General features: G+C 73.9%; 13 protein-coding genes and 1 pseudogene. 6 read left to right on the forward strand and 8 right to left on the reverse strand.

What is annotated here, in order from left to right:
• Positions 1–2: 2 nt before the first annotated feature.
• From sdhD to OU787_RS11910, 3 genes are read left to right on the forward strand one after another with little or no spacing between them, the layout of a single operon-like run.
• A complete protein-coding gene (sdhD, locus tag OU787_RS11900) occupies positions 3–491 on the forward strand; it encodes a succinate dehydrogenase, hydrophobic membrane anchor protein (RefSeq protein ID WP_030457314.1) in 489 nt (162 codons plus the stop codon).
• A 27-nt stretch (positions 492–518) separates the two neighbouring features.
• On the forward strand, positions 519–2,261 hold the full coding sequence (gene sdhA, locus OU787_RS11905) for a succinate dehydrogenase flavoprotein subunit (RefSeq protein ID WP_030457315.1): 1,743 nt from the start codon (positions 519–521) through the stop codon (positions 2,259–2,261).
• Positions 2,261–3,034, forward strand: coding sequence for a succinate dehydrogenase iron-sulfur subunit (locus OU787_RS11910; protein ID WP_030457316.1), 774 nt, complete (start codon positions 2,261–2,263; stop codon positions 3,032–3,034). Before sdhA ends, OU787_RS11910 begins: the two co-directional genes overlap by 1 nt.
• Before the next feature lie 87 nt (positions 3,035–3,121).
• On the opposite strand, the gene OU787_RS11915 is transcribed toward OU787_RS11910, so the two are convergent.
• From OU787_RS11915 to OU787_RS11925, 3 genes are all read right to left on the reverse strand, one after another.
• Positions 3,122–4,465 (reverse strand): hypothetical protein, encoded by a 1,344-nt coding sequence (locus OU787_RS11915; protein ID WP_268659313.1) that lies wholly within the window; start codon positions 4,463–4,465, stop codon positions 3,122–3,124.
• A gap of 116 nt (positions 4,466–4,581) precedes the next feature.
• Positions 4,582–6,201, reverse strand: a complete 1,620-nt coding sequence (locus tag OU787_RS11920) for a hypothetical protein (RefSeq protein WP_268659314.1) — start codon at positions 6,199–6,201, stop codon at positions 4,582–4,584.
• Positions 6,202–6,324: 123 nt separating this feature from the next.
• Entirely contained in the window at positions 6,325–6,597 is a 273-nt protein-coding gene (locus OU787_RS11925) for an SCO4848 family membrane protein (RefSeq protein ID WP_268659315.1), read from the reverse strand.
• 137 nt (positions 6,598–6,734) lie between these two features.
• Here OU787_RS11925 and OU787_RS11930 point away from each other — a divergent pair.
• Positions 6,735–7,541: pseudogene (locus tag OU787_RS11930) on the forward strand (D-alanyl-D-alanine carboxypeptidase family protein); the annotation flags it as partial.
• A gap of 485 nt (positions 7,542–8,026) precedes the next feature.
• Here OU787_RS11930 and OU787_RS11935 read toward each other — a convergent pair.
• From OU787_RS11935 to OU787_RS11945, 3 genes are all read right to left on the reverse strand, one after another.
• Complete coding sequence (locus tag OU787_RS11935; RefSeq protein ID WP_268659316.1) at positions 8,027–8,914, reverse strand: class I SAM-dependent methyltransferase; 888 nt, start codon at positions 8,912–8,914, stop codon at positions 8,027–8,029.
• Between the two features lie 91 nt (positions 8,915–9,005).
• Positions 9,006–9,950: a YihY/virulence factor BrkB family protein gene (locus OU787_RS11940; RefSeq protein WP_030457321.1), complete on the reverse strand. Its 945-nt coding sequence runs from the start codon at positions 9,948–9,950 to the stop codon at positions 9,006–9,008.
• 155 nt (positions 9,951–10,105) lie between these two features.
• A complete protein-coding gene (locus OU787_RS11945; protein ID WP_030457322.1) occupies positions 10,106–11,104 on the reverse strand; it encodes a glycosyltransferase family 2 protein in 999 nt (332 codons plus the stop codon).
• A gap of 140 nt (positions 11,105–11,244) precedes the next feature.
• Here OU787_RS11945 and OU787_RS11950 point away from each other — a divergent pair, with 140 nt between their 5' ends.
• Both OU787_RS11950 and OU787_RS11955 read left to right on the forward strand, forming a co-directional pair.
• Entirely contained in the window at positions 11,245–14,820 is a 3,576-nt protein-coding gene (locus OU787_RS11950; RefSeq protein ID WP_268659317.1) for a bifunctional glycosyltransferase/CDP-glycerol:glycerophosphate glycerophosphotransferase, read from the forward strand.
• A gap of 138 nt (positions 14,821–14,958) precedes the next feature.
• Entirely contained in the window at positions 14,959–17,391 is a 2,433-nt protein-coding gene (locus OU787_RS11955) for a CDP-glycerol glycerophosphotransferase family protein (protein WP_268659318.1), read from the forward strand.
• 55 nt (positions 17,392–17,446) lie between these two features.
• Here OU787_RS11955 and OU787_RS11960 read toward each other — a convergent pair whose 3' ends face one another.
• The gene (locus OU787_RS11960) at positions 17,447–18,004 is read right to left on the reverse strand and encodes a 2'-5' RNA ligase family protein (RefSeq protein ID WP_051816394.1); all 558 of its coding nucleotides are present in this window, start codon (positions 18,002–18,004) and stop codon (positions 17,447–17,449) included.
• Positions 18,004–19,041 carry a tryptophan--tRNA ligase gene (gene trpS / locus OU787_RS11965; RefSeq protein WP_030457326.1) on the reverse strand — a complete coding sequence of 346 codons (1,038 nt, stop codon included), beginning with the start codon at positions 19,039–19,041 and terminating at the stop codon, positions 18,004–18,006. The genes OU787_RS11960 and trpS overlap by 1 nt, the downstream gene beginning before the upstream one ends.
• Between the last annotated feature and the right edge of the window lie 16 nt (positions 19,042–19,057).

A 19,057-nucleotide genomic window follows, 5' to 3' on the forward strand; every position in this document is an offset into this window, starting at 1 on the left:
TGATGTCGACTGACACCAACGACCTGGTGGTCCCCTCCCTCCAGGCCCACACCGCCAAGGGACTGGGCACCGGCAACCCGGCCGACGCCTTCGTGGTGGAGCCCGCCCGGACCCGCACGAAGAAGACCCCGCGCCGCACCCGCACCAACTTCGAGATGCTCGCCTGGCTGTTCATGCGCCTGTCGGGTGTCGTCCTGGTGGTGCTGGTCCTCGGCCACCTGCTGATCAACCTGATGCTGGACGGCGGTGTCTCCCGGGTCAGCTTCGCCTTCGTGGCGGGCCGCTGGGCGTCCCCGTTCTGGCAGGTCTGGGACCTGCTGATGCTGTGGCTGGCGATGCTGCACGGCTCCAACGGCATGCGCACCGTCATCAACGACTACGCGGAGAAGGACGCCACTCGTCTGTGGCTCAAGGGTCTCCTCGGTGTCGCGACCGTCTTCACGGTCGTCCTCGGCACCCTGGTGATCTTCACCTTCGACCCGAACATCTAGACGAGCCACCAGAGGCGACTGACCCCCATGCAGATTCACCAGTACGACACCGTCATCGTCGGCGCCGGCGGCGCCGGCATGCGCGCGGCCATCGAGTCGACGCAGCGCAGCCGCACCGCGGTGCTGACCAAGCTCTACCCGACCCGGTCCCACACCGGCGCGGCGCAGGGCGGCATGTGTGCCGCGCTCGCCAACGTCGAGGAGGACAACTGGGAGTGGCACACCTTCGACACGGTCAAGGGCGGTGACTACCTGGTCGACCAGGACGCCGCCGAGATCATGTGCAAGGAGGCCATCGACGCGGTCCTCGACCTGGAGAAGATGGGTCTCCCCTTCTCCCGCACCGACCAGGGCCGGATCGACCAGCGCCGCTTCGGCGGCCACTCCCGCAACCACGGCGAGGCCCCGGTCCGCCGGTCCTGCTACGCCGCGGACCGCACCGGCCACATGATCCTGCAGACGCTGTTCCAGAACTGCGTCAAGCACGGCGTCGAGTTCTTCAACGAGTTCTACGTCCTCGACCTGCTGATCAACGAGGGCCGCACCGCCGGCGTGGTGGCCTACGAGCTCGCCACCGGCGAGATCCACGTCTTCCAGGCCAAGGCCGTGGTGTTCGCCTCCGGCGGCACCGGCAAGATGTTCAAGGTCACCTCGAACGCGCACACCCTGACCGGCGACGGCCAGGCCGTGGCGCTGCGCCGGGGCCTGCCGCTGGAGGACATGGAGTTCTTCCAGTTCCACCCGACGGGCATCTGGCGGATGGGCATCCTGCTCACCGAGGGCGCCCGCGGCGAGGGCGGCATCCTGCGCAACAAGGACGGCGAGCGCTTCATGGAGCGCTACGCCCCCGTCATGAAGGACCTCGCGTCCCGTGACGTGTGCTCCCGCGCGATCTACTCGGAGATCCGGGCCGGCCGCGGCTGCGGCCCCGACGGCGACCACGTCTACCTGGACCTGACCCACCTGCCGCCGGAGCAGCTGGACGCCAAGCTGCCGGACATCACCGAGTTCGCGCGCACCTACCTCGGCATCGAGCCCTACACGGACCCGATCCCGATCCAGCCCACCGCGCACTACGCGATGGGCGGCATCCCGACCAACGTCGAGGGCGAGGTCCTGCGCAACAACACCGACATCGTCCCGGGCCTGTACGCCGCGGGCGAGGTCGCGTGCGTGTCGGTGCACGGCGCCAACCGCCTGGGCACCAACTCGCTGCTGGACATCAACGTGTTCGGCCGCCGGGCGGGCATCGCGGCCGCCGAGTACTCCGACAAGCACGACTTCGTGCCGCTGCCGGAGAACCCGGGCGCGCTGGTCGAGGCGCTGGTGGAGGGCCTGCGGGAGTCCACCGGCACCGAGTCGGTCGCCAAGATCCGCCAGGAGCTGCAGGAGTCGATGGACACCAACGTGTCCGTCTACCGCACCGGCAAGACCCTGCAGCAGGCCGTCGAGGACGTCGCGGCGCTCAAGGAGCGCTTCAAGAACGTCTCGATCGCGGACAAGGGCTCGCGCTACAACACCGACCTGCTGGAGGCCGTCGAGCTGGGCAACCTGCTCGACCTGGCCGAGGTCCTGGTCGTCTCCGCGCTGGCCCGCGAGGAGTCCCGCGGCGGTCACTACCGCGAGGACTTCCCGACCCGCGACGACGTGAAGTTCATGCAGCACACCATGGCGTACCGCGAGGTGGCCGAGGACGGTTCCACCTCGATCCGCCTCGACTACAAGCCGGTCGTGCAGACCCGCTACCAGCCGATGGAGCGTAAGTACTGATGTCCACTCCGACCGTCGAGACGCACTCGGCCGCGCTGGACGCGGTCGAGGCGGGCAGCACCCAGCTGATCAGCGTCACCTTCCGGATCCGCCGGTTCAACCCGGAGGAGCACCCGGACCCGGTGTGGGTGGACTACCAGCTGGAGATGGACCCGAAGGAGCGCGTCCTGGACGCGCTCAACAAGATCAAGTGGGAGCAGGACGGCACGCTCACGTACCGCCGCTCCTGCGCGCACGGCATCTGCGGTTCGGACGCCATGCGGATCAACGGGCGCAACCGGCTGGCGTGCAAGACCCTGATCAAGGACGTCAACCCGGAGAAGCCGATCACGATCGAGGCCATCAAGGGCCTCGCGGTCCTCAAGGACCTGATCGTGGACATGGACCCGTTCTTCCAGGCGTACAAGGACGTCATGCCGTTCCTGATCACCAACGGGAACGAGCCGACCCGCGAGCGGCTGCAGTCGCAGGCCGACCGCGAGCGCTTCGACGACACCACCAAGTGCATCCTGTGCGCCGCGTGCACCTCCTCGTGCCCGGTGTTCTGGAACGACGGCCAGTACTTCGGCCCGGCGGCGATCGTCAACGCGCACCGCTTCATCTTCGACTCGCGCGACGAGGGCGGCGAGCAGCGCCTGGAGATCCTCAACGACCGTGAGGGCGTGTGGCGTTGCCGCACCACCTTCAACTGCTCGGAGGCCTGCCCGCGCGGCATCGAGGTCACCAAGGCGATCCAGGAGGTGAAGCGCGCGCTCGTCACGCGTCGCTTCTAGTCCGACCCGCTCGAAGGGCCCGTCCGGAGTTCGCTCCGGGCGGGCCCTTCGGCGTCCGGTCCGCGCGGCGTCCGGGCGGGGCGGCGTTCAGGCGGGGCGGCGGGTGCGGACGGTGGCGAGGGTGAGCAGCAGCGGGCCGAGGAACAGGGCGGCGCCCATCGTCCGGTAGTCCTGGTCGGCGGCGGAGGCGGTGAGTGCCAGCTGGGCGCCGAGGACGGCCGCGCCGGCCACCGGGACCAGGGCCCGGATCCGGTGCCGCCAGGCGTGCAGCACGGCGGCGGCCAGGCCCAGGTAGGCCCACAGGGCGCCGCGCCACAGCAGCCAGTCGAGTTGCGGGGCGCGCAGCAGGGTATGGCTCCAGCTCGCGGCGGCGTGCAGCGGGTGCCACAGGCCGTGCGAGCCGGCCGCCGGGCCGGGCACCGCGGTGGCGGCGTGCGGGCCGCCGTCGGCCGCCCACACGGCCCAGGCGATCCGGCCCCGGCAGAGCCGGGCGTCCAGTACCCGGTCGGGGTGGTCGCGGAGCAACTGCCGCCAGGCGTCGGCGAGTTCGGTTCCGGCACGGCGGGCCGCGGCCGGGTTCCAGCGGTCGGTGAGGGCGGCGGTGGCGGAGCAGTCGGCGCCCGCCGCGGCCCAGTCGGCGGGCGGGGCGGCCGCCGTCAGCGCCGGGTCCAACGGGGCGGCGGCCCGGTACTGGGCCCGGGCCAGGTCGGCGGCCCGCAGCGGGTGCAGGTCGCCGCCGCGGGCGGCGGGGTGGCCGAGCAGTCCGAGCGCGATCGGCACCGCCAGCGCGAGCACGGTCAGCAGCGCGAGGCGCACCCGGGCCCCGGGCAGGAACAGCAGCAGCACCGCGACGGCGACCAGGGCCGTTCCGGCGCCCCGGGTGCCGGTCAGGGCGAGGGCGCAGACGGCCGCGGTCAGCGCGGCCAGATCCAGCCGCTGGGCCGGGCCGCCCTGCGCGAGGGTGCCCTGGGCCCGCCGGGCGAGCAGCCGCAGCCCCGCCCCGGTGAGCAGCAGCGCGGCGACGGTGGCGACCGCCTCGGGGGTGGCCGAGACCACCAGGCTCGCGGTCGGCGGCAGCCCGGCCAGCGCCAGCGCGACCGGCCCGCTGTAGCGCCCGCGCACCCCGAAGTGGGCCAGCGCGGCCACCAGGTAGCCGAGGGCGAAGGCCGCCGCCGCGGTCTGCACCAGCACCGCAGGGCCGGTGTGCAGGGCCCGCACCGCGGCCGCGTACAGCGGCGCGCCCGGCTCGGGGGCGTCCCCGGTGAACGCCGGGTAGACCGCCGCCCACCACAGCAGCAGCACCGCCCAGCAGGCCGCGGCCACCGCGGACGGCAGCCGCAGCCGGGACTTCGCCCGCCGGTGCCGCCGCTCCCGTTCCTGCCGCCGCGCCCACTCCGGGCGGGTCTCACCGAGGGTGGTACTGGTACTCACGCCGAAGCCCTCCCAGCAGTTCGTGCCGGGCAGGCTAGCAGCGGGATTCGGCCACTTGAAGGGGGCCCGCACCGGGAAGCTCCGGCGCGGGCCCCCGGGGCCCCGAGGGGGCGGCGTCAGGCCAGGGCACCCCGGTCGGTGGGCGCGGTGGTGCCGCGGTAGGTGAGCAGGTGGCGGTCGGCGGTGACGGCGTACAGGTCGGGGCGGCCGTCGCCGTCGAGGTCGCCGGAGCTGCCCAGGGTCGGGTAGTCGGCGGCCGGGAAGGTGCCGAGGACGGTGCCGGTGGCGGGGTCGGCGAGGCCGGAGAAGTCGTAGCCGCCGCCGGCGAGCTTGGGCACCGGGTGGGCGCGCAGGGTGCCGGTGGCCTGTTCGCGGGACCACAGGGCGAGGTTGCCGTCGGCGTCGGGGCCGGGGGCGATCAGGTCGTAGCCGTTCCAGGCGCCGCTGGTGGTCAGGCGGGTGGCGTCGCCGAACCAGGAGGGGTCGTTCTGGAGCCAGAGGTCTCCGTGCTCGACGTCCAGCAGGGTGATGCCCTCGGGCTGGAGCGGGTCGGTGGGCCCGAAGGCGACCAGTTGCTGGACGTCGGAGTAGTCGTGCAGCATGTCGGCCGGGCAGGCGACCTGGTTGAACGCGGTGTCGACGCAGCTGGTGGCGTGCCCGGACAGCGACGGGGAGCGCACGCCCAGCGGCAGGGAGCCCTGGTTGACGTACTGGTAGAGGTAGCTGCCGCCCGGGTCGTGGGCGTAGACCGTGTCGGCGGGCGCGCCGCCGCCGCTCCAGCCCTTGTGGAGCACCTGCAGGCCCGTCCAGCTCCCGCCGATGGGGGACCAGACGGCCGGGACGACGGTGCTCGGGGCGGTGGTGGCGGAGTCTCCGCTGATGACCAGCAGGTTGCCCCGGGAGTCGGGCAGCAGGATGTCGGGGACGCCGTCGTTGTCGACGTCGCCGAGGGCCTTGGGCGGGTTGGGGTTCCACGGCGCGTAGAAGGAGTAGCGGGCGCCCCGGCCGATCCGTCCGGCGTGGTCGACGGCCCGGACCTGGAGGTCGTTGCTGCCCCAGTCGCCGGGCTTGATGGTGAGCGTGGCGGTGCCGTCGGGGCCCGCCGGGACGGTGCCCGGGCCCGGTGCGCACAGGTCGGTGCCCGCGCCGGGCACGCCGAACATGCCGTTGAGCACGTACTGGAAGCAGGCCGTGCCGGAGCCGCTGTCGGTGGCGGAGAAGGTGAAGACGCCCGGCTGGCCCGCGTACTTGCCGCCGCCCTGCTCGGGGAAGTCGGCGGAGTGCACGGTGGGGACGGCGGGGTCTGCGGTGTCGACGCCGAAGCGGCAGGTGGCGGTGGGCTGTCCGGAGCCGGGGCGGTACTGCGGCCAGACCTGCCAGGTGTAGCCGGCGCCCTCGGCCAGGCCGGTGGCGGGGGCCCGGACGGTGCCGTCGGCGGCGGTGTCCGCGGTGGTGTCGAGGAGCTTCGTGCCGTGCGCGTCCCACAGCTTGAAGCGGGCGGCGGGCGCGGTGGTGTGCGCGCTGAGGACCGGGTCCGCGGTGGTGGTCCAGCCGGGCGTGCCGGTGGCGGCGCAGCCGTCGGCGGCGGCGCTGTCGAGGACGGGGCCGGGCAGGACGGCCGGTCCGGTGACGGCGGGGCCGGTGTCGGCCTGCGCGGCGGGTGCGGCGAACAGGCCGGCGGCGAGGACGGCCGTCGCGCAGGCGGCGAGCAGGCGCGGGGACACGGCTCGGGTCAAGGTTCCCCCCAGGGAGACGTCGGACGGGCGGGTCGGGCCCGCCCGGCCGGGCATCTTTCTCCTCGGCCCCGGTGCTGCGCAAGCGAATTGACCACGCCTCGGACGGGCCTTTTCGCGGGGGGATTATTCGGCGGCGGTGCCCTCGGCGGCGGCCGCGCCGCGCAGGGCGCGCAGGCCGCGGACGCCGATCCAGCCGATGGCGAGGCCGAGCAGCAGGGAGGTGATGGTGAGCAGCAGGTGGACCCAGAAGAACGCGGTGGGCTGGGAGTGGTCGCCGTTGACGAAGGCCTGGCCGCCGGAGTCCTTCCACAGGTTCTTGGCGAAGGTCGTCCAGACGAAGAGCGACCAGACGCCGAAGGCGGTGAGGAACCAGGAGACCGGGCGGCTGAGCTTCATGGCGGGGTCCTTCGCGGCAGACGGGGTGCCCGTCCAGTATGCGGGGCCCGCCGATCGGAGCAGCGGGCGGTACTCGTTCGTGGCGCGGGGCGGCGGCGTCGCCGGGGGCCGGGCGGGGTGCGGGTTATTTTCCCGGAATGCTGATAATCCGCCGGATTCTCCACGGTTCGTCCGCTGCCGCCCTGCTGCTGGTGCCCGTCCTGCCGGCGGGCGCCGCCGTGCCCGGGGACGCCCCGCCGCCCGGCGTGGTGGGCGGGGAGCGGCTGGGCGCGGCGGGGGCGCAGGTGGCGCCGGGGCCGGGGGCGCCGCCGCTGCCGAAGGACCTGACCGGGCAGTCCTGGGTGGTCGCGGACGCGGGCAGCGGGCAGGTGCTGGCGGCGTTCAACGCGCACGCCCAGCTGCCGCCCGCGTCGACGCTGAAGATGCTGTTCGCGGACACCGTGCTGCCGCGCTTCCCGGCCTCCCAGGTGCACCGGGTGACGTGGACGGAGCTGCAGGGGATGGGCGCGGGCAGCAGCCTGGTGGGCATCAAGGAGGACCTGGACTACAAGGTCGAGGACCTGTGGCGCGGGGTGTTCCTGTCCTCCGGCAACGACGCGGTGCACGTGCTGGCGAACATGAACGGCGGCGTGGCGAAGACGGTGGCCGACATGCAGGCCCGGGCCGAGCAGTTGCAGGCCCGGGACACCCACGTGGTCAGCCCGGACGGCTACGACATGGACGGGCAGGTCACCTCGGCGTACGACCTGACCCTGTTCGCCCGGGCGGGCCTGCGCAATCCGGAGTTCCGCGGTTACTGCGCGACCCGCTGGGCGCAGTTCCCGGGCGCGGTGGACAAGAAGACCGGGCAGCGCGGGAGCTTCGGCATCGCCAACACCGACCGGCTGCTGGGCAAGTACCCGGGCCTGATCGGGGTGAAGAACGGCTACACCACCAACGCGGGCGCCACCTACACCGGCGCGGCCGAGCGCGACGGGCGGACCCTGCTGGTGACGGTGATGCACCCGGCGAACGGCACGAAGGTGTACGACGAGGCGGCGGCGCTGCTGGACTGGGGCTTCGCCGCGGCCGGCAAGGTCACCCCGGTGGGGGTGCTGGCCGAGGACGGGGCCCCGGAGCAGCAGGCCCCGGCGGCCGCCGCGCAGCCGGTGGCGGACGCCCCGGCGCCCTCGGGCACCCCGGCCGGGTCGGCTCCGCCGGCCGCGCCGGCCGGTCCGGCGAGCGGGCTGGCGGCGCACGCCGCGGCGGGCGGCCCGGGGCCGCCACCTGGTCGGCGGTGGGGCTGTGCGCGGCGGTCGCGGTGGCGGGGCTGCTGCGGCTGCGGGCGCTGCGCCGCCGGGCCGCCCGGTCGGGGGCTGGCCGGCCGGGGGCTGACCGGACGCCGGACGGGCACGCGCCCGTCCGGCGCGTCCCGGCGCGTCCCGGGGCGTCAGGCGGCCCGGCGGGCGGCGCGCAGGGCCCGGCGCACCGAGCGGGTGGCGAACGGCGGCAGCACGTCGAGGGCGACCCGGCGGGGCAGCGAGCGGCGGGCCGGGGCGGGCGTCCGGGACGGCCCGGACCGGGGCTCGTCCCAGGCGAGGCGGTGGCAGAGCTGCCCGGCGAGGTGCTCCTCGTCGAGCCGGAAGCCCTCGCCGCGCCAGTCCCGGGCCAGCAGGTCGGCGCGGACGGCGTCGGGGTCGCCCCAGGTGCCGTAGAACTTCTCGGGGGTGAGCAGGACCGGGCGCAGGTCGAGGGTGAAGACCGCCTCCCAGACGGCGGCGGCCACGCCGGGGGTGTGCGGGGCCCGGTAGTCGTCGAGGGCGACGACGCCGTTCTTGGCCAGGGCGTCCCGGGCGACCAGGATGTCGCCGGCCACGTGCTCGTACAGGTGGGAGGCGTCGACGTGGACGAAGCGGCAGCTGCCGGCCGGGATCCGGCCGTCGGCGAGCACCGAGGTGGGGGCCTGGACGATCACCGGCAGGGCGGGGTGGAAGGCCCGGTAGTTGGTCTCGAAGGCGCGCCGGGTCAGGGTCTGCCGGTAGGACATGTCCATCTCGGCGGAGTTCTCGTCGTCCGGCGCGTCGAGGTCGAACAGGTCGCAGACGGTGAGGGTCTCGCCGTCGCGCAGGTGGCTGCCGAGCAGGATCGCCGAACGGCCGAGGTAGGCACCCAGCTCCAGCAGGTCGCCGGTGGTGCCGGCGGCGCTCTGCCGGTCGAGCAGGTGCGCGAAGACCTCCTGGTCGGCCCGGAAGAACCAGCCCGGGACGTCGTCGGGGGTGGCCGGCACGGGCAGCCCGGTGGGGGCGGGCGGCACGGCGGCGGTGTCGGGTGCGGACACACGGTCTCCTGGGGAGCTGGCCGGCGACCGGGTAGGGCGCGGCGGCGGCGTGCGGTCGGCGGAAGCCGGTCGGCTGTGACCGGGATCATAGTCACTCGTCCGGATGGCGGACAGCAGGAGGAGCGGGTGTTTTCGCGGCGGCCTCCAGCGCGGCCCCGGCCTGCCGCAGGGCGCGCTGCCGGGCCTCCTCCGGGTCGGCGAGCGCGGTCCAGGCCGCGCAGTACATCAGCAGCCGGGAGACGAAGTCGATCCACAGCAGCAGCGCCACCGGCACGCCGAACGCCCCGTACAGGCTGCGGCCGGCCACCGAGCCCAGGTAGGAGGAGAGCAGCAGTTTCAGCAGTTCGAAGCCGACCGCGCCGATCAGCGCGCCCTCCAGCAGGGCCCGGCGGTGCTGGCCGGTGATCCGCGGGAACGGGCCGAGCAGGTAGGCGAACAGCAGCAGGTCGGCGCAGACCGCGATCAGGAAGCCGAGTCCGGACAGCAGCCAGCGGGCGGCGGTGCCGTGCAGGTCCAGGCCGTCGGCGAGCCGGTGGGCCAGGGTGGTGGCGAGCGCGGAGGCGGCCAGCGAGGCCAGGCAGACCAGGCCGAGGCCGAGCAGCACCACGCAGTCGCGGGCCTTCACCAGGACGGGGTTGCCGCCGTCGTCCGGCAGCCGCCATATGGCCCGCACCGCGCCGCGCATGGTGTCCACCCAGCCGAGGCCGGAGACCACCAGCAGCAGGCCGGAGACCAGGCCGACGGTGCCGGCGTTGGCGACCATGGCGTTCAGGTCGAGCGAGTCGGCGAGGCCGGGCAGCTGCTCGGTGATCTTGTCCTGGAGCTGGTGCACCCGGGAGTCGGAGAGGGTGGCCAGGGCGATCGCCAGGGCCACCGTGAGCAGCGGGAACAGGGCCAGGAAGCCGAAGAAGGTGACCGCCCCGGCCAGCCGGTTGCCCTGTACGTCGTCGAAGAGCAGGTACACCCGGTAGGGGCGGCTGCGCAGCAGGCGGGCGGCCGCCGGGCCGATCACGGGCAGCTTGGTGAGGAAGTCCACGCCTGGCTGTATACCGCCGTCCGGGCCACCGGGGCGGGAACGACGCGGGAACGGGGCGCACCGTGACGCACCGTCAGCGTCCGCTCACCGGGCGGCGGTTCGGCCGCGGACGGCGCGGCGGCTCAGCGGCGGTCCGGCGGCGGCTCAGCGCCGGCTCAGCGGCGGACGGCGCGGCGGGCCCGGGCGAGCACCCGCAGTCCCTGGAAGCCCAGGTAGTTGCCGCGGCCGAGCAGTTCGCCGCGCAGGCCCTCCCGGCCGGGGGCCGGCCGGTAGCCGGCCGGGCGGTGCCGGGCGCAGTGCTCGGCGGCCCGGCGGAAGAACTCGCGGCGGTCGCCGGCCGGGACCCGGCCGGGCTTGGAGACCACGGTGGCGAGGTGGCCGAGCATCATCCGGTAGATGACGGGGCGCCAGCGGTCCAGGTCGGGGCGGGTGTCGAGGAAGGCGAACACCCGGTCGTACTGGGCGAAGACGTCGAAGTGCTTGCGGGAGGCGGTGGCGAGGATGTTGCCGCCCTCGCGGCGCTGGCGGTAGTGGACGCCGACGGCGTCGAGCAGGGTGATCCGCTCGGCGGCGAGCAGCGCCGGGTAGGTGAACGGGGTGTCCTCGTAGTAGCCGGGCGGGAAGTCCAGGCCGTGCCGGAGCAGGAACTCGCGGCGGTACGCCTTGTTCCAGGCGACCTGCAGCAGGTCGAGCAGGTCGCGGCGCTCGTCGAGGGTGAACACCTCGGCGCCGGGCCGGGCGAAGACCGGGGCTGAGGCGGAGCGGGTGACCCGGCCGTCCCAGTAGCTGCGGGCGTAGTCGAACACCAGCAGGTCGGGGTCGCCGGTGGCGCGCAGCCGGGCGTCGGTGTCGGCGAGCAGGCCGGGGGTGAGGGTGTCGTCGCTGTCCAGGAAGACCAGGTAGTCGCCGGTGGCGAGTTCGGCGCCGGCGTTCCGGGCCGGGCCGAGGCCGACGTTCTCCGGCAGGTGCCGGACGGTGACCCGGCTGTCGCGGGCGGCCGCGGCGTCCAGGATCGCGCCGCAGCCGTCCGGCGAGCGGTCGTCGACCGCGATCAGTTCGAAGTCCGTGAAGGACTGGGTCAGGACCGACTCCAGGCACTCCGGGAGGTACTCCTCGACGGCGTGCACCGGCACCACAACGCTGAACCGCGGCATCTCTTCACTCTCCCGACCTGGCCTGGCCTGGCGCAGACTAGCAAGCCCGGAGAGGTAGGATCGCGGCCGGTGCCGGTCCGCTTTAGCACGTTTCTCGGGCCCGCCGGTCGCACTCCCTGAGGAAAGGCTCTGCGCTACCGATGGCCCCCCGTCTGTCCGTCGTCGTCCCGATCTACAACGTCGAGCGCTACCTCGAGGAGTGCCTGGACTCCATCGCCGCCCAGACCTTCGCCGACTTCGAGTGCGTCATGGTCGACGACGGCTCCAAGGACTCCAGTGCCGCCATCGCCGAGGCGTACGCCGCGAAGGACTCCCGGTTCCGGCTGGTGCGGCAGGTCAACAAGGGCCTGGGAGCGGCGCGCAACACCGGCTACCGGCACGTCTCCCCGGACAGCGAGTTCCTCGCCTTCGTCGACAGCGACGACACCATGCCGCCGTCCGCGTACGAGCTGATGATCGGCACCCTGGACGAGACCGGTTCGGACTTCTGCACCGGCAACGTGCAGCGCTTCCGCGCGGTCGGCCACTACCAGTCCGGCGGCCACCGCAAGCCGTTCGCGGCGACCCGGCTGCGCACCCACATCACCGAGATCCCGGCGCTGATCACCGACCGCACCGCCTGGAACAAGGTCTACCGGCGCTCGTTCTTCGACGAGGCGGGCGTGCTGTACCCCGAGGGCATCCTGTACGAGGACGCCCCGGTCAGCGTGCCGCACCACTTCATGGCCCGCCGGGTCGACGTGCTCGCCGAGCCGATCTACCACTGGCGCGAGCGGGAGGTCGGCGAGATGTCGATCACCCAGATGAAGACCAACCCGCGGGGCGTCATCGACCGGGTCAAGTCGATGGAGCTGGTCCGGGACTGGCTCTCCGCGCAGGGCGACCCGAAGTACCGCAAGTACCTGCGCACCTACGACGAGAACAACCTCGTCGAGGAGATCCCGATGTTCTTCGGCTCGGTGCTGGAGAACGACCCGGAGTACAACGCGGCCTACCTGGAGTCGGTCGGCCGGCTGCTGCGCGCGATCGGCCCCGAGCAGGTCCGCAAGCTGCGCGCCCCGCTGCGGCTCAAGTACCACCTGACCCTGCAGGGCCGGCTGGAGGAGCTGATCGAGCAGCTCCGCTTCGAGCAGGACAGCAACGGCGCGGCCCCGGCCCGCGGCCTGCTGCGCCCGTACGCCGACTACCCGTTCCTGCGCGGCGGCCGCAAGAGCGTGCCCGCGGACGTGCTGCGGCTGAAGAACGCCCTGGTGATGCGCTCGCGGCTGTACGAGGCCCGCTGGGAGGGCGGGAAGCTCCAGCTGACCGGCCACGCCTTCCCCGAGCACCTGGGCGCCGAGCACAAGCACGACATGGTCAAGGCGCTGATCCTGCGCGAGGCCAAGGGCCGCGGCGTGGTGGCCGTGCAGACGAAGGCGCAGTACTCCCCGGAGGCCACCTCCAGCTCCCCGCACGACCTGTACAGCTGCGACTGGGCGGGCTTCGCCGCGTCCATCGACCCGCAGCGGCTGAAGTCCCGCGGCGCCTGGAAGGAGGGCTCCTGGCGGGTCCTGGTGGCCGGGGCCGGCAAGGGCGGCGTGTACAAGGGCCGGGTGTCGGTCGGCTGGCACGACCGCAACGAGTACCCGCCGGTGCACTGGGTCGAGGACGACGTCCGGATCGTGCCGTGGTCCCGGGACGGCCACCTGCTGCTGCGGGTGGAGCGGGTGCGCGCCCGGGCGGTGGCGGCCGCCGCAGCGGACGGCGCGGTCGAACTGCGCGGCCTGGTCCGCTCCGGCCCGGACCTGGCCGGCGCCGAACTGCGGCTCACCCACGTCGAGTCGGACCGCGAGCTGTTCGCCGAACTGGAGCTGGGCACCCCGGCCGGCCGCGACCTGCCGTTCACCGCGCGGTTCCGGACCGCCGACCTGACCGCCGTCCGGGAGGCCTGGGACGCCCTCGACCCGACCGCCGAGGAGCGCACCCGGGACCGCTGGGACCTCGAACTCAAGCTGGCCGACGGCAGCACGCTGCCGCTGGTGCTGGACGACCGCACCGCGCCGGTGGAGCTGCACCTGCCGCTGCCGGGCGGGCGCTCGCTGTACGCCAAGCCCTCCCCGTCCGGCTACCTGCAGCTGTGCGACCAGGTGCTGCAGCCGGTGATCGAGGAGGTGGCCCGGGCCGCCGACGGCGAGGGCTTCGTGCTCAGCGGCTCGTTCCCGCTGCCCGGCGCGCACCGCTACGAGCTGGTGATCCGGCACCACAAGCGCCAGGAGGAGCACGCCTACCCGGTGGAGATCGCCGACGGCCGGTTCCGGGCCGCGCTGCCCGCCGTGCCGACCGCGTCCTTCGCCGGCCGGGTGCCGCTGCACAAGGGCACCTGGACGGTGCTGTTCCGCCCGGTCGGCGCGCCGGTCGACAGCCCGTGGCCGGCGGCCGCGCTGGCCGCGGGGACCTTCGACGCGCTGCCGCTGGAGGTCGAGGCCCGCGGCAAGCGGATCGCCCTGGAGCGCCGCGGCTTCGACACCCTCTCGCTGGAGTCGCACGACCCGCTGGGGCCGGACGAGCGCAGCGGCTACCGGCAGCGCGCCCTGCGCCACGCCTACACCGAGCAGCAGGCCGGCCCACTGACCGACACGGTGCTGTACCACACCGTCCGGGAGGACTGGTGGGCCGCGGACGGCGGCGTCTACAGCGACTCGCCGCGGGCGGTGCACGAGGAGCTGGTCCGCCGCGGCCTGCCGCTGCGCCACCTGTGGACCTCGGTGGACCTGCAGGCCGAGCTGCCGCAGACCGCCGAGGCGGTCCGGCACCGCTCCCCCGAGTGGTTCCGGGCGCTGTCCACCGCGAAGTACATCGTCACCTCCACCCACCTGCCCACGTACTTCCGCCGCCGCCCCGGCCAGGTCGTCCTGCAGACCTGGCAGGGCGTGCCGCTGAAGCGGATCGGCACCGACTTCGAGAAGGTCTGGTTCACCGACTCCGGGTACCTGGAGCACCTCAAGGAGGAGGTGCCGCAGTGGAGCCTGCTGACCGCGGGCAACCGCTGGTCGGTGCCGGTGCTGCGGCGCGCCTTCGGGTACGGGGGGAAGGTGCTGGAGAGCGGCTCGCCGCGCAACGACCTGCTGTTCGCCGCAGACCGGGAGAAGACCGCCGAGCGGGTGCGCGAGCAGCTCGGCCTGCCCGAGGGCAAGAAGGTGGTGCTGTACGCGCCGACCTTCCGGGAGGACCGCCGGCTGCCGGACGGCGGCTACCAGCTGAACCTGCAGCTCGACCTGGACGCGGCCCGGGCCGCGCTGGGCGACGACCAGGTGCTGCTGGTGCGCGGCCACGAGGTGGTGCGCGGGCAGATCGCCGAGGCCGGCAACGGCTACGTGTGGGACGTCAGCACCTACCCGGACACGGCGGAGCTGCTGCTGGTCGCCGACGTGCTGGTGACCGACTACTCCGCCTCGGTGTTCGATTTCATGAACACCGGCCGCCCGGTGCTGTTCTTCACCTACGACCTCGAGCACTACCGCGACAACCTGCGCGGTTTCAGCTTCGACTTCGAGGCCCAGGCGCCCGGCCCGCTGCTGCGGACCTCCGCCGAGGTGGTCGCGGCGCTCGGCGACCTGCCGGGGACGGCCGCCCGGTACGCCGAGAAGTACGCGGCGTTCCGCGAGGCGTACGGGGACCTGGACGACGGCCAGGCCGCGGCGCGGGTGGTGGACGCGCTGCTGACCGAGGGCGAGTAGCCGGGGGCGCCGACCGGCGGCGGCCGCGTCGCCGCCGGTCAATGGACTGCCAATTCCCTGCATATTTCAGGAAAAGCTGAGAACTTTCCCAGAAAGCAGGGAATTGACTTTCCCCATTCACCTGGCTGTCATGGGCGAGTGTCTCGCATCTCCCTTTTCGCCGGCCGCCAGGACCGCCTCCGCACCGCACCGGCCGCTTCCGCCCGGGTCGGGCTGCGCCAGGCCGTCTGGGACGGCGACGTCCTGTCGCTGTCCGGCGACGGGCGGCTGGAGGGCCATCCCGGCGACCGCCCGGGCGAGACCGCGGTCACCCTCGAACTGACCCCGCCCACCGAGCAGCGGCCGCTGGTCCTGCCGACCCACCCCCGCTACCTGCCCGAGGCCACCGACGACAGCGGCCAGCAGGCGCACGGCCTCGACTGGACCGGCTTCACCGCGCTGCTCGACCCCCGGTCGCTGGGCCCGGGCGGCCGGTGGCGGCCCGGCACCTGGCGGGTCGACGCGCTGGTGGCCGCCGGCCAGGTCCGGGCCCGCGCCCCGCTGGCCGCGCACTGGTGCGGCAGCGCCGAGTACCCGCCCGCCCGCTGGGTCGACGAGGGCGTGCTGCTGGTCCCCCGGTTCGGCGGCGGCACCCTGCAGCTGACCGTGCTCACCGGCCTGGGCGCCGTCACCGGCCTGGAGCGCACCCCCGACGGCTTCCGGCTCTCCGGCCGGGCCCCCGCCGCGGCCGCCGGCGGGCGGCTGATACTGCGTCACCGGGAGACCGACACCGCCGTCGGCTGCGCCACCGACTGGGACGGCGCCGCGTTCACCGCCCGGATCGCCGCCGGGCAGTGCTCGCTCACCGGGCACTGGGAGCCGGCCCTGCTCGGCCCCGGCGGCGCCACCGTCGACCTGCGCGCCGACTGCCCGCCGGCCGGCCGCCGCCAACTCCCGCTGCCGGACCGGCAGGTGCTGTACGCCAAGCAGCTCTCCGACCTGCACCTGCAGTTCTGCGTCCAGGACCCGGAGCCGCTGGTCGACACCCTCACCGCCGTCCCGGAGGGCTACCGGGTGGCCGGCGAGCTGCCGCACCACGACGGCGCCGCGCTCGAACTGGTGCTGCGCCACAGCGGCGACGGCCGGGAGCGCCGGCGCCCCGTCACCACCGGCCCGGACGGCCGGTTCGGCACCGTCCTGCCGCTGGAGCCGCCGGCCTCCGACGGCCGCCCCCGCCCGCTCGCCAAGGGCGTCTGGGAGCTGTCGCTGCGCCGGGCGGGCGCCCCCGAGCACGAGGAGCTGTCGCTGCGCCTGCACCCCGGCGTCCTGGAGGCGCTGCCGCTGCGCGCCGCGCGCGGCCCCAAGACCTTCGTGCTGGAGCGCCGCTGGCACGACACCCTGATCCTGGACAGCACCCCGGTGCTCACCGCCGCCGAGCGCAGTGCCCGCCGCCAGCTGCGGCTGCGCACCGTGGCCTACCCGGAGGCCCGCCGCCGCCCGCTGCGCGACGCCGTGCTGTACGACGTCTTCGGCGGCCGCAGCTACTCCTGCAACCCGCGCGCCGTGCACGAGGAACTGGCCGCCCGCGGCCTGCCGCTGGAGCACCTGTGGGTGGTCGAGGACGGCCAGGAGCAGCCCCCGCCGGGCACCACCGCGCTGCGGATGTGGAGCCCCGAGTGGTACGAGGCGCTGGCCACCAGCCGCTACCTGGTCGGCAACACGCACTTCCCGGAGTTCCTGGAGCGCCGCGAGGGCCAGGTCGTCGCCCAGCTGTGGCACGGCACCCCGCTCAAGCGGATAGCGCGCCAGGTGCGGGCCGCGTGGATGACCGAGGACGGCTACCTGGACCGGCTGGAGCACGAGGTCCGGCAGTGGAACCTGCTGCTCTCCCCCAGCCCGTTCGCCACCCCGGTGCTGGCCGACTCCTTCGACTACCGCGGCGAACTGCTGGAGGCCGGCTACCCGCGCAACGACCGGCTGGTGCGCGCCGACCCGGCCGAGCGGGCCGCGGTCCGGGCCCGGCTCGGCGTCCCCGAGGGGCGCACCGCGGTGCTGTACGCCCCGACCTGGCGCGACGACCAGCGCGAGGGCGACCGCTACCGGCTCGACCTGCAGCTGGACCTCGGGGCGGCCCGGGCAGCCCTCGGCGGGGACCACGTGCTGCTGCTGCGCCCGCACGTGCACGTCGGCGGGCGGATGCCGGACGACGACTTCGTCCGGGACGTCTCGGACCACCCGGACGTCGCCGACCTGATGCTGGCCGCCGACGTGCTGGTCACCGACTACTCGTCGCTGATGTTCGACTTCGCGGTGACCGGTCGGCCGATGCTGTTCTTCACCTACGACCTGGAGCACTACCGCAACCGGCTGCGCGGCTTCACCTTCGACTTCGAGTCGAGCGCCCCGGGCCCGCTGCTGGCGGACTCGGCCGCCGTGGTGGCCGCCCTGCGCGACCTCGACCCGGAGCCGTACCGGGAGCGCTACCGGGCGTTCCGGGAGCGGTTCTGCCCGCTCGACGACGGCCGGGCCGCGGCCCGGGTGGTGGACCGGATGCTCGAACTCGCCGGACGGCTCCCGGCGGACTCCCAGTGAACCCGCCGGGAACTCCCAGCCCGGACGCCCCGGACGGCCGGGGTGTCCGGGCCGCTCAGGCCGGCCCGAACGCGTAGCTCCGCCAGGGGCGCCACACCGAGTCGGCGCCGAACCGGGAGAGCACGAACTCGGCGACCTCGAAGACCGCCCGGAACCCCCGGGCGTCCTCGTACGCGCGGTCCAGGACGGGCTCGGGCAGGCCGTGCGCGACGGTGACGTGCGGGTGGTAGGGGAAGGCCAGCTCGCGGGCCAGCGGGCCGGAGCGGACCTCGGCCTCCAGCACCCGGCACTCCTGGGCGCCCTCCTCGACCCGGACGAACACCACCGGGGAGACCGGCCGGAAGGTGCCGCTGCCCTGCAGCAGCATCCGGAACGGCCGCTGCGCGGCGGCCACCGCCCGCAGGTGGCGTTCGATCGCGGGCAGGAAGCCGGTGCGGGTCTCGGTCGGCGGCAGCAGGGTGACGTGGGTCGGTATCGACCTGGCCTGCGGGTCGCCGTGCCCGGCCCGGGCGTCCTGCACCAGGCTGCCGTACGGCTCCGGGACGTGTATGGACACGCCGATGGTGACGGCCTCGTCGAGGCCGTCCCCCTCGGTGGCGGCAGCCGTCGGCATCAGCGCTTGGGCGCCAGGAAACCGACCCGGTCGTAGACCTCGGCGAGCGTCTCGGACGCCACCGCGCGGGCCTTCTCGGCGCCCAGCGCGAGGACCCGGTCCAGCTCGGCCGGGTCGTCCAGGTACTGCTGGGTGCGGGCCTGGAACGGGGTGACCCACTCGGTGAACAGGTCGGCCAGCTCGGTCTTCAGGGCGCCGTACATCTTGCCCTCGAAGTGCGCGACCAGCTCGTCGATCGACCGGCCGCTGAGCGCGGAGTGGATCCGCAGCAGGTTGGAGACGCCGGGCTTGTTCGCCTCGTCGTAGGTCACCACGGTGTCGGTGTCGGTGACCGCGCTCTTGAACTTCTTGGCGCTGGTCTTCGCCGGGTCGAGCAGGTTGACCAGGCCCTTGTCGGTGGCCGCGGACTTGCTCATCTTCGCGGCCGGGTCCTGGAGGTCCTGGATCTTGGCGGTGGCCTTGAGGATGTACGGCTCGGGGACGGTGAAGGTCTTGCCGTAGCGGGTGTTGAAGCGGTCCGCGAGGTCGCGGGTGAGCTCCAGGTGCTGGCGCTGGTCCTCGCCGACCGGCACCGCGTCGGCCTGGTAGAGCAGCACGTCGGCGACCATCAGCACCGGGTAGGTGAACAGGCCGACCGTGGTGCGGTCGCTGCCCTGCTTGGCCGACTTGTCCTTGAACTGGGTCATCCGGGACGCCTCGCCGAAGCCGGTGAGGCAGTTCATCACCCAGGCCAGCTGCGCGTGCTCGGGCACCTGGGACTGCACGAACAGGGTGCAGCGCTCCGGGTCCAGGCCGGCGCCGAGCAGCTGGGCGGCGGAGATCCGGGTGTTCTGCCGCAGCACCGCCGGGTCCTGCTCGACGGTGATCGCGTGCAGGTCGACCACCATGTAGAAGGCGTCGTTGGCCTCCTGCAGGTCGACCCACTGGCGCACCGCGCCGAGGTAGTTGCCCAGGTGGAAGGAGCCCGAGGTGGGCTGGATGCCGGAGAGCACCCGGGGACGGTCCTTCACGGGACCGGTGACCGCTGCGTTGACCATGGGGCCATTGTTCCAG

It is taken from the genome of Kitasatospora sp. YST-16 (genome assembly GCF_026802215.1).
Lineage (GTDB): Bacteria > Actinomycetota > Actinomycetes > Streptomycetales > Streptomycetaceae > Kitasatospora > Kitasatospora cineracea.

What these genes read in the sequence shown, in the direction of transcription:
- sdhD (WP_030457314.1), top strand. Translation starts at nt 3, where the DNA reads ATGTCGACTGACACCAACGACCTGGTGGTCCCCTCCCTCCAGGCCCAC.
- OU787_RS11925 (WP_268659315.1), bottom strand. Translation starts at nt 6,597, where the DNA reads ATGAAGCTCAGCCGCCCGGTCTCCTGGTTCCTCACCGCCTTCGGCGTC.
- trpS (WP_030457326.1), bottom strand. Translation starts at nt 19,041, where the DNA reads ATGGTCAACGCAGCGGTCACCGGTCCCGTGAAGGACCGTCCCCGGGTG.
- OU787_RS11910 (WP_030457316.1), top strand. Translation starts at nt 2,261, where the DNA reads ATGTCCACTCCGACCGTCGAGACGCACTCGGCCGCGCTGGACGCGGTC.
- OU787_RS11960 (WP_051816394.1), bottom strand. Translation starts at nt 18,004, where the DNA reads ATGCCGACGGCTGCCGCCACCGAGGGGGACGGCCTCGACGAGGCCGTC.
- sdhA (WP_030457315.1), top strand. Translation starts at nt 519, where the DNA reads ATGCAGATTCACCAGTACGACACCGTCATCGTCGGCGCCGGCGGCGCC.
- OU787_RS11950 (WP_268659317.1), top strand. Translation starts at nt 11,245, where the DNA reads ATGGCCCCCCGTCTGTCCGTCGTCGTCCCGATCTACAACGTCGAGCGC.
- OU787_RS11945 (WP_030457322.1), bottom strand. Translation starts at nt 11,104, where the DNA reads ATGCCGCGGTTCAGCGTTGTGGTGCCGGTGCACGCCGTCGAGGAGTAC.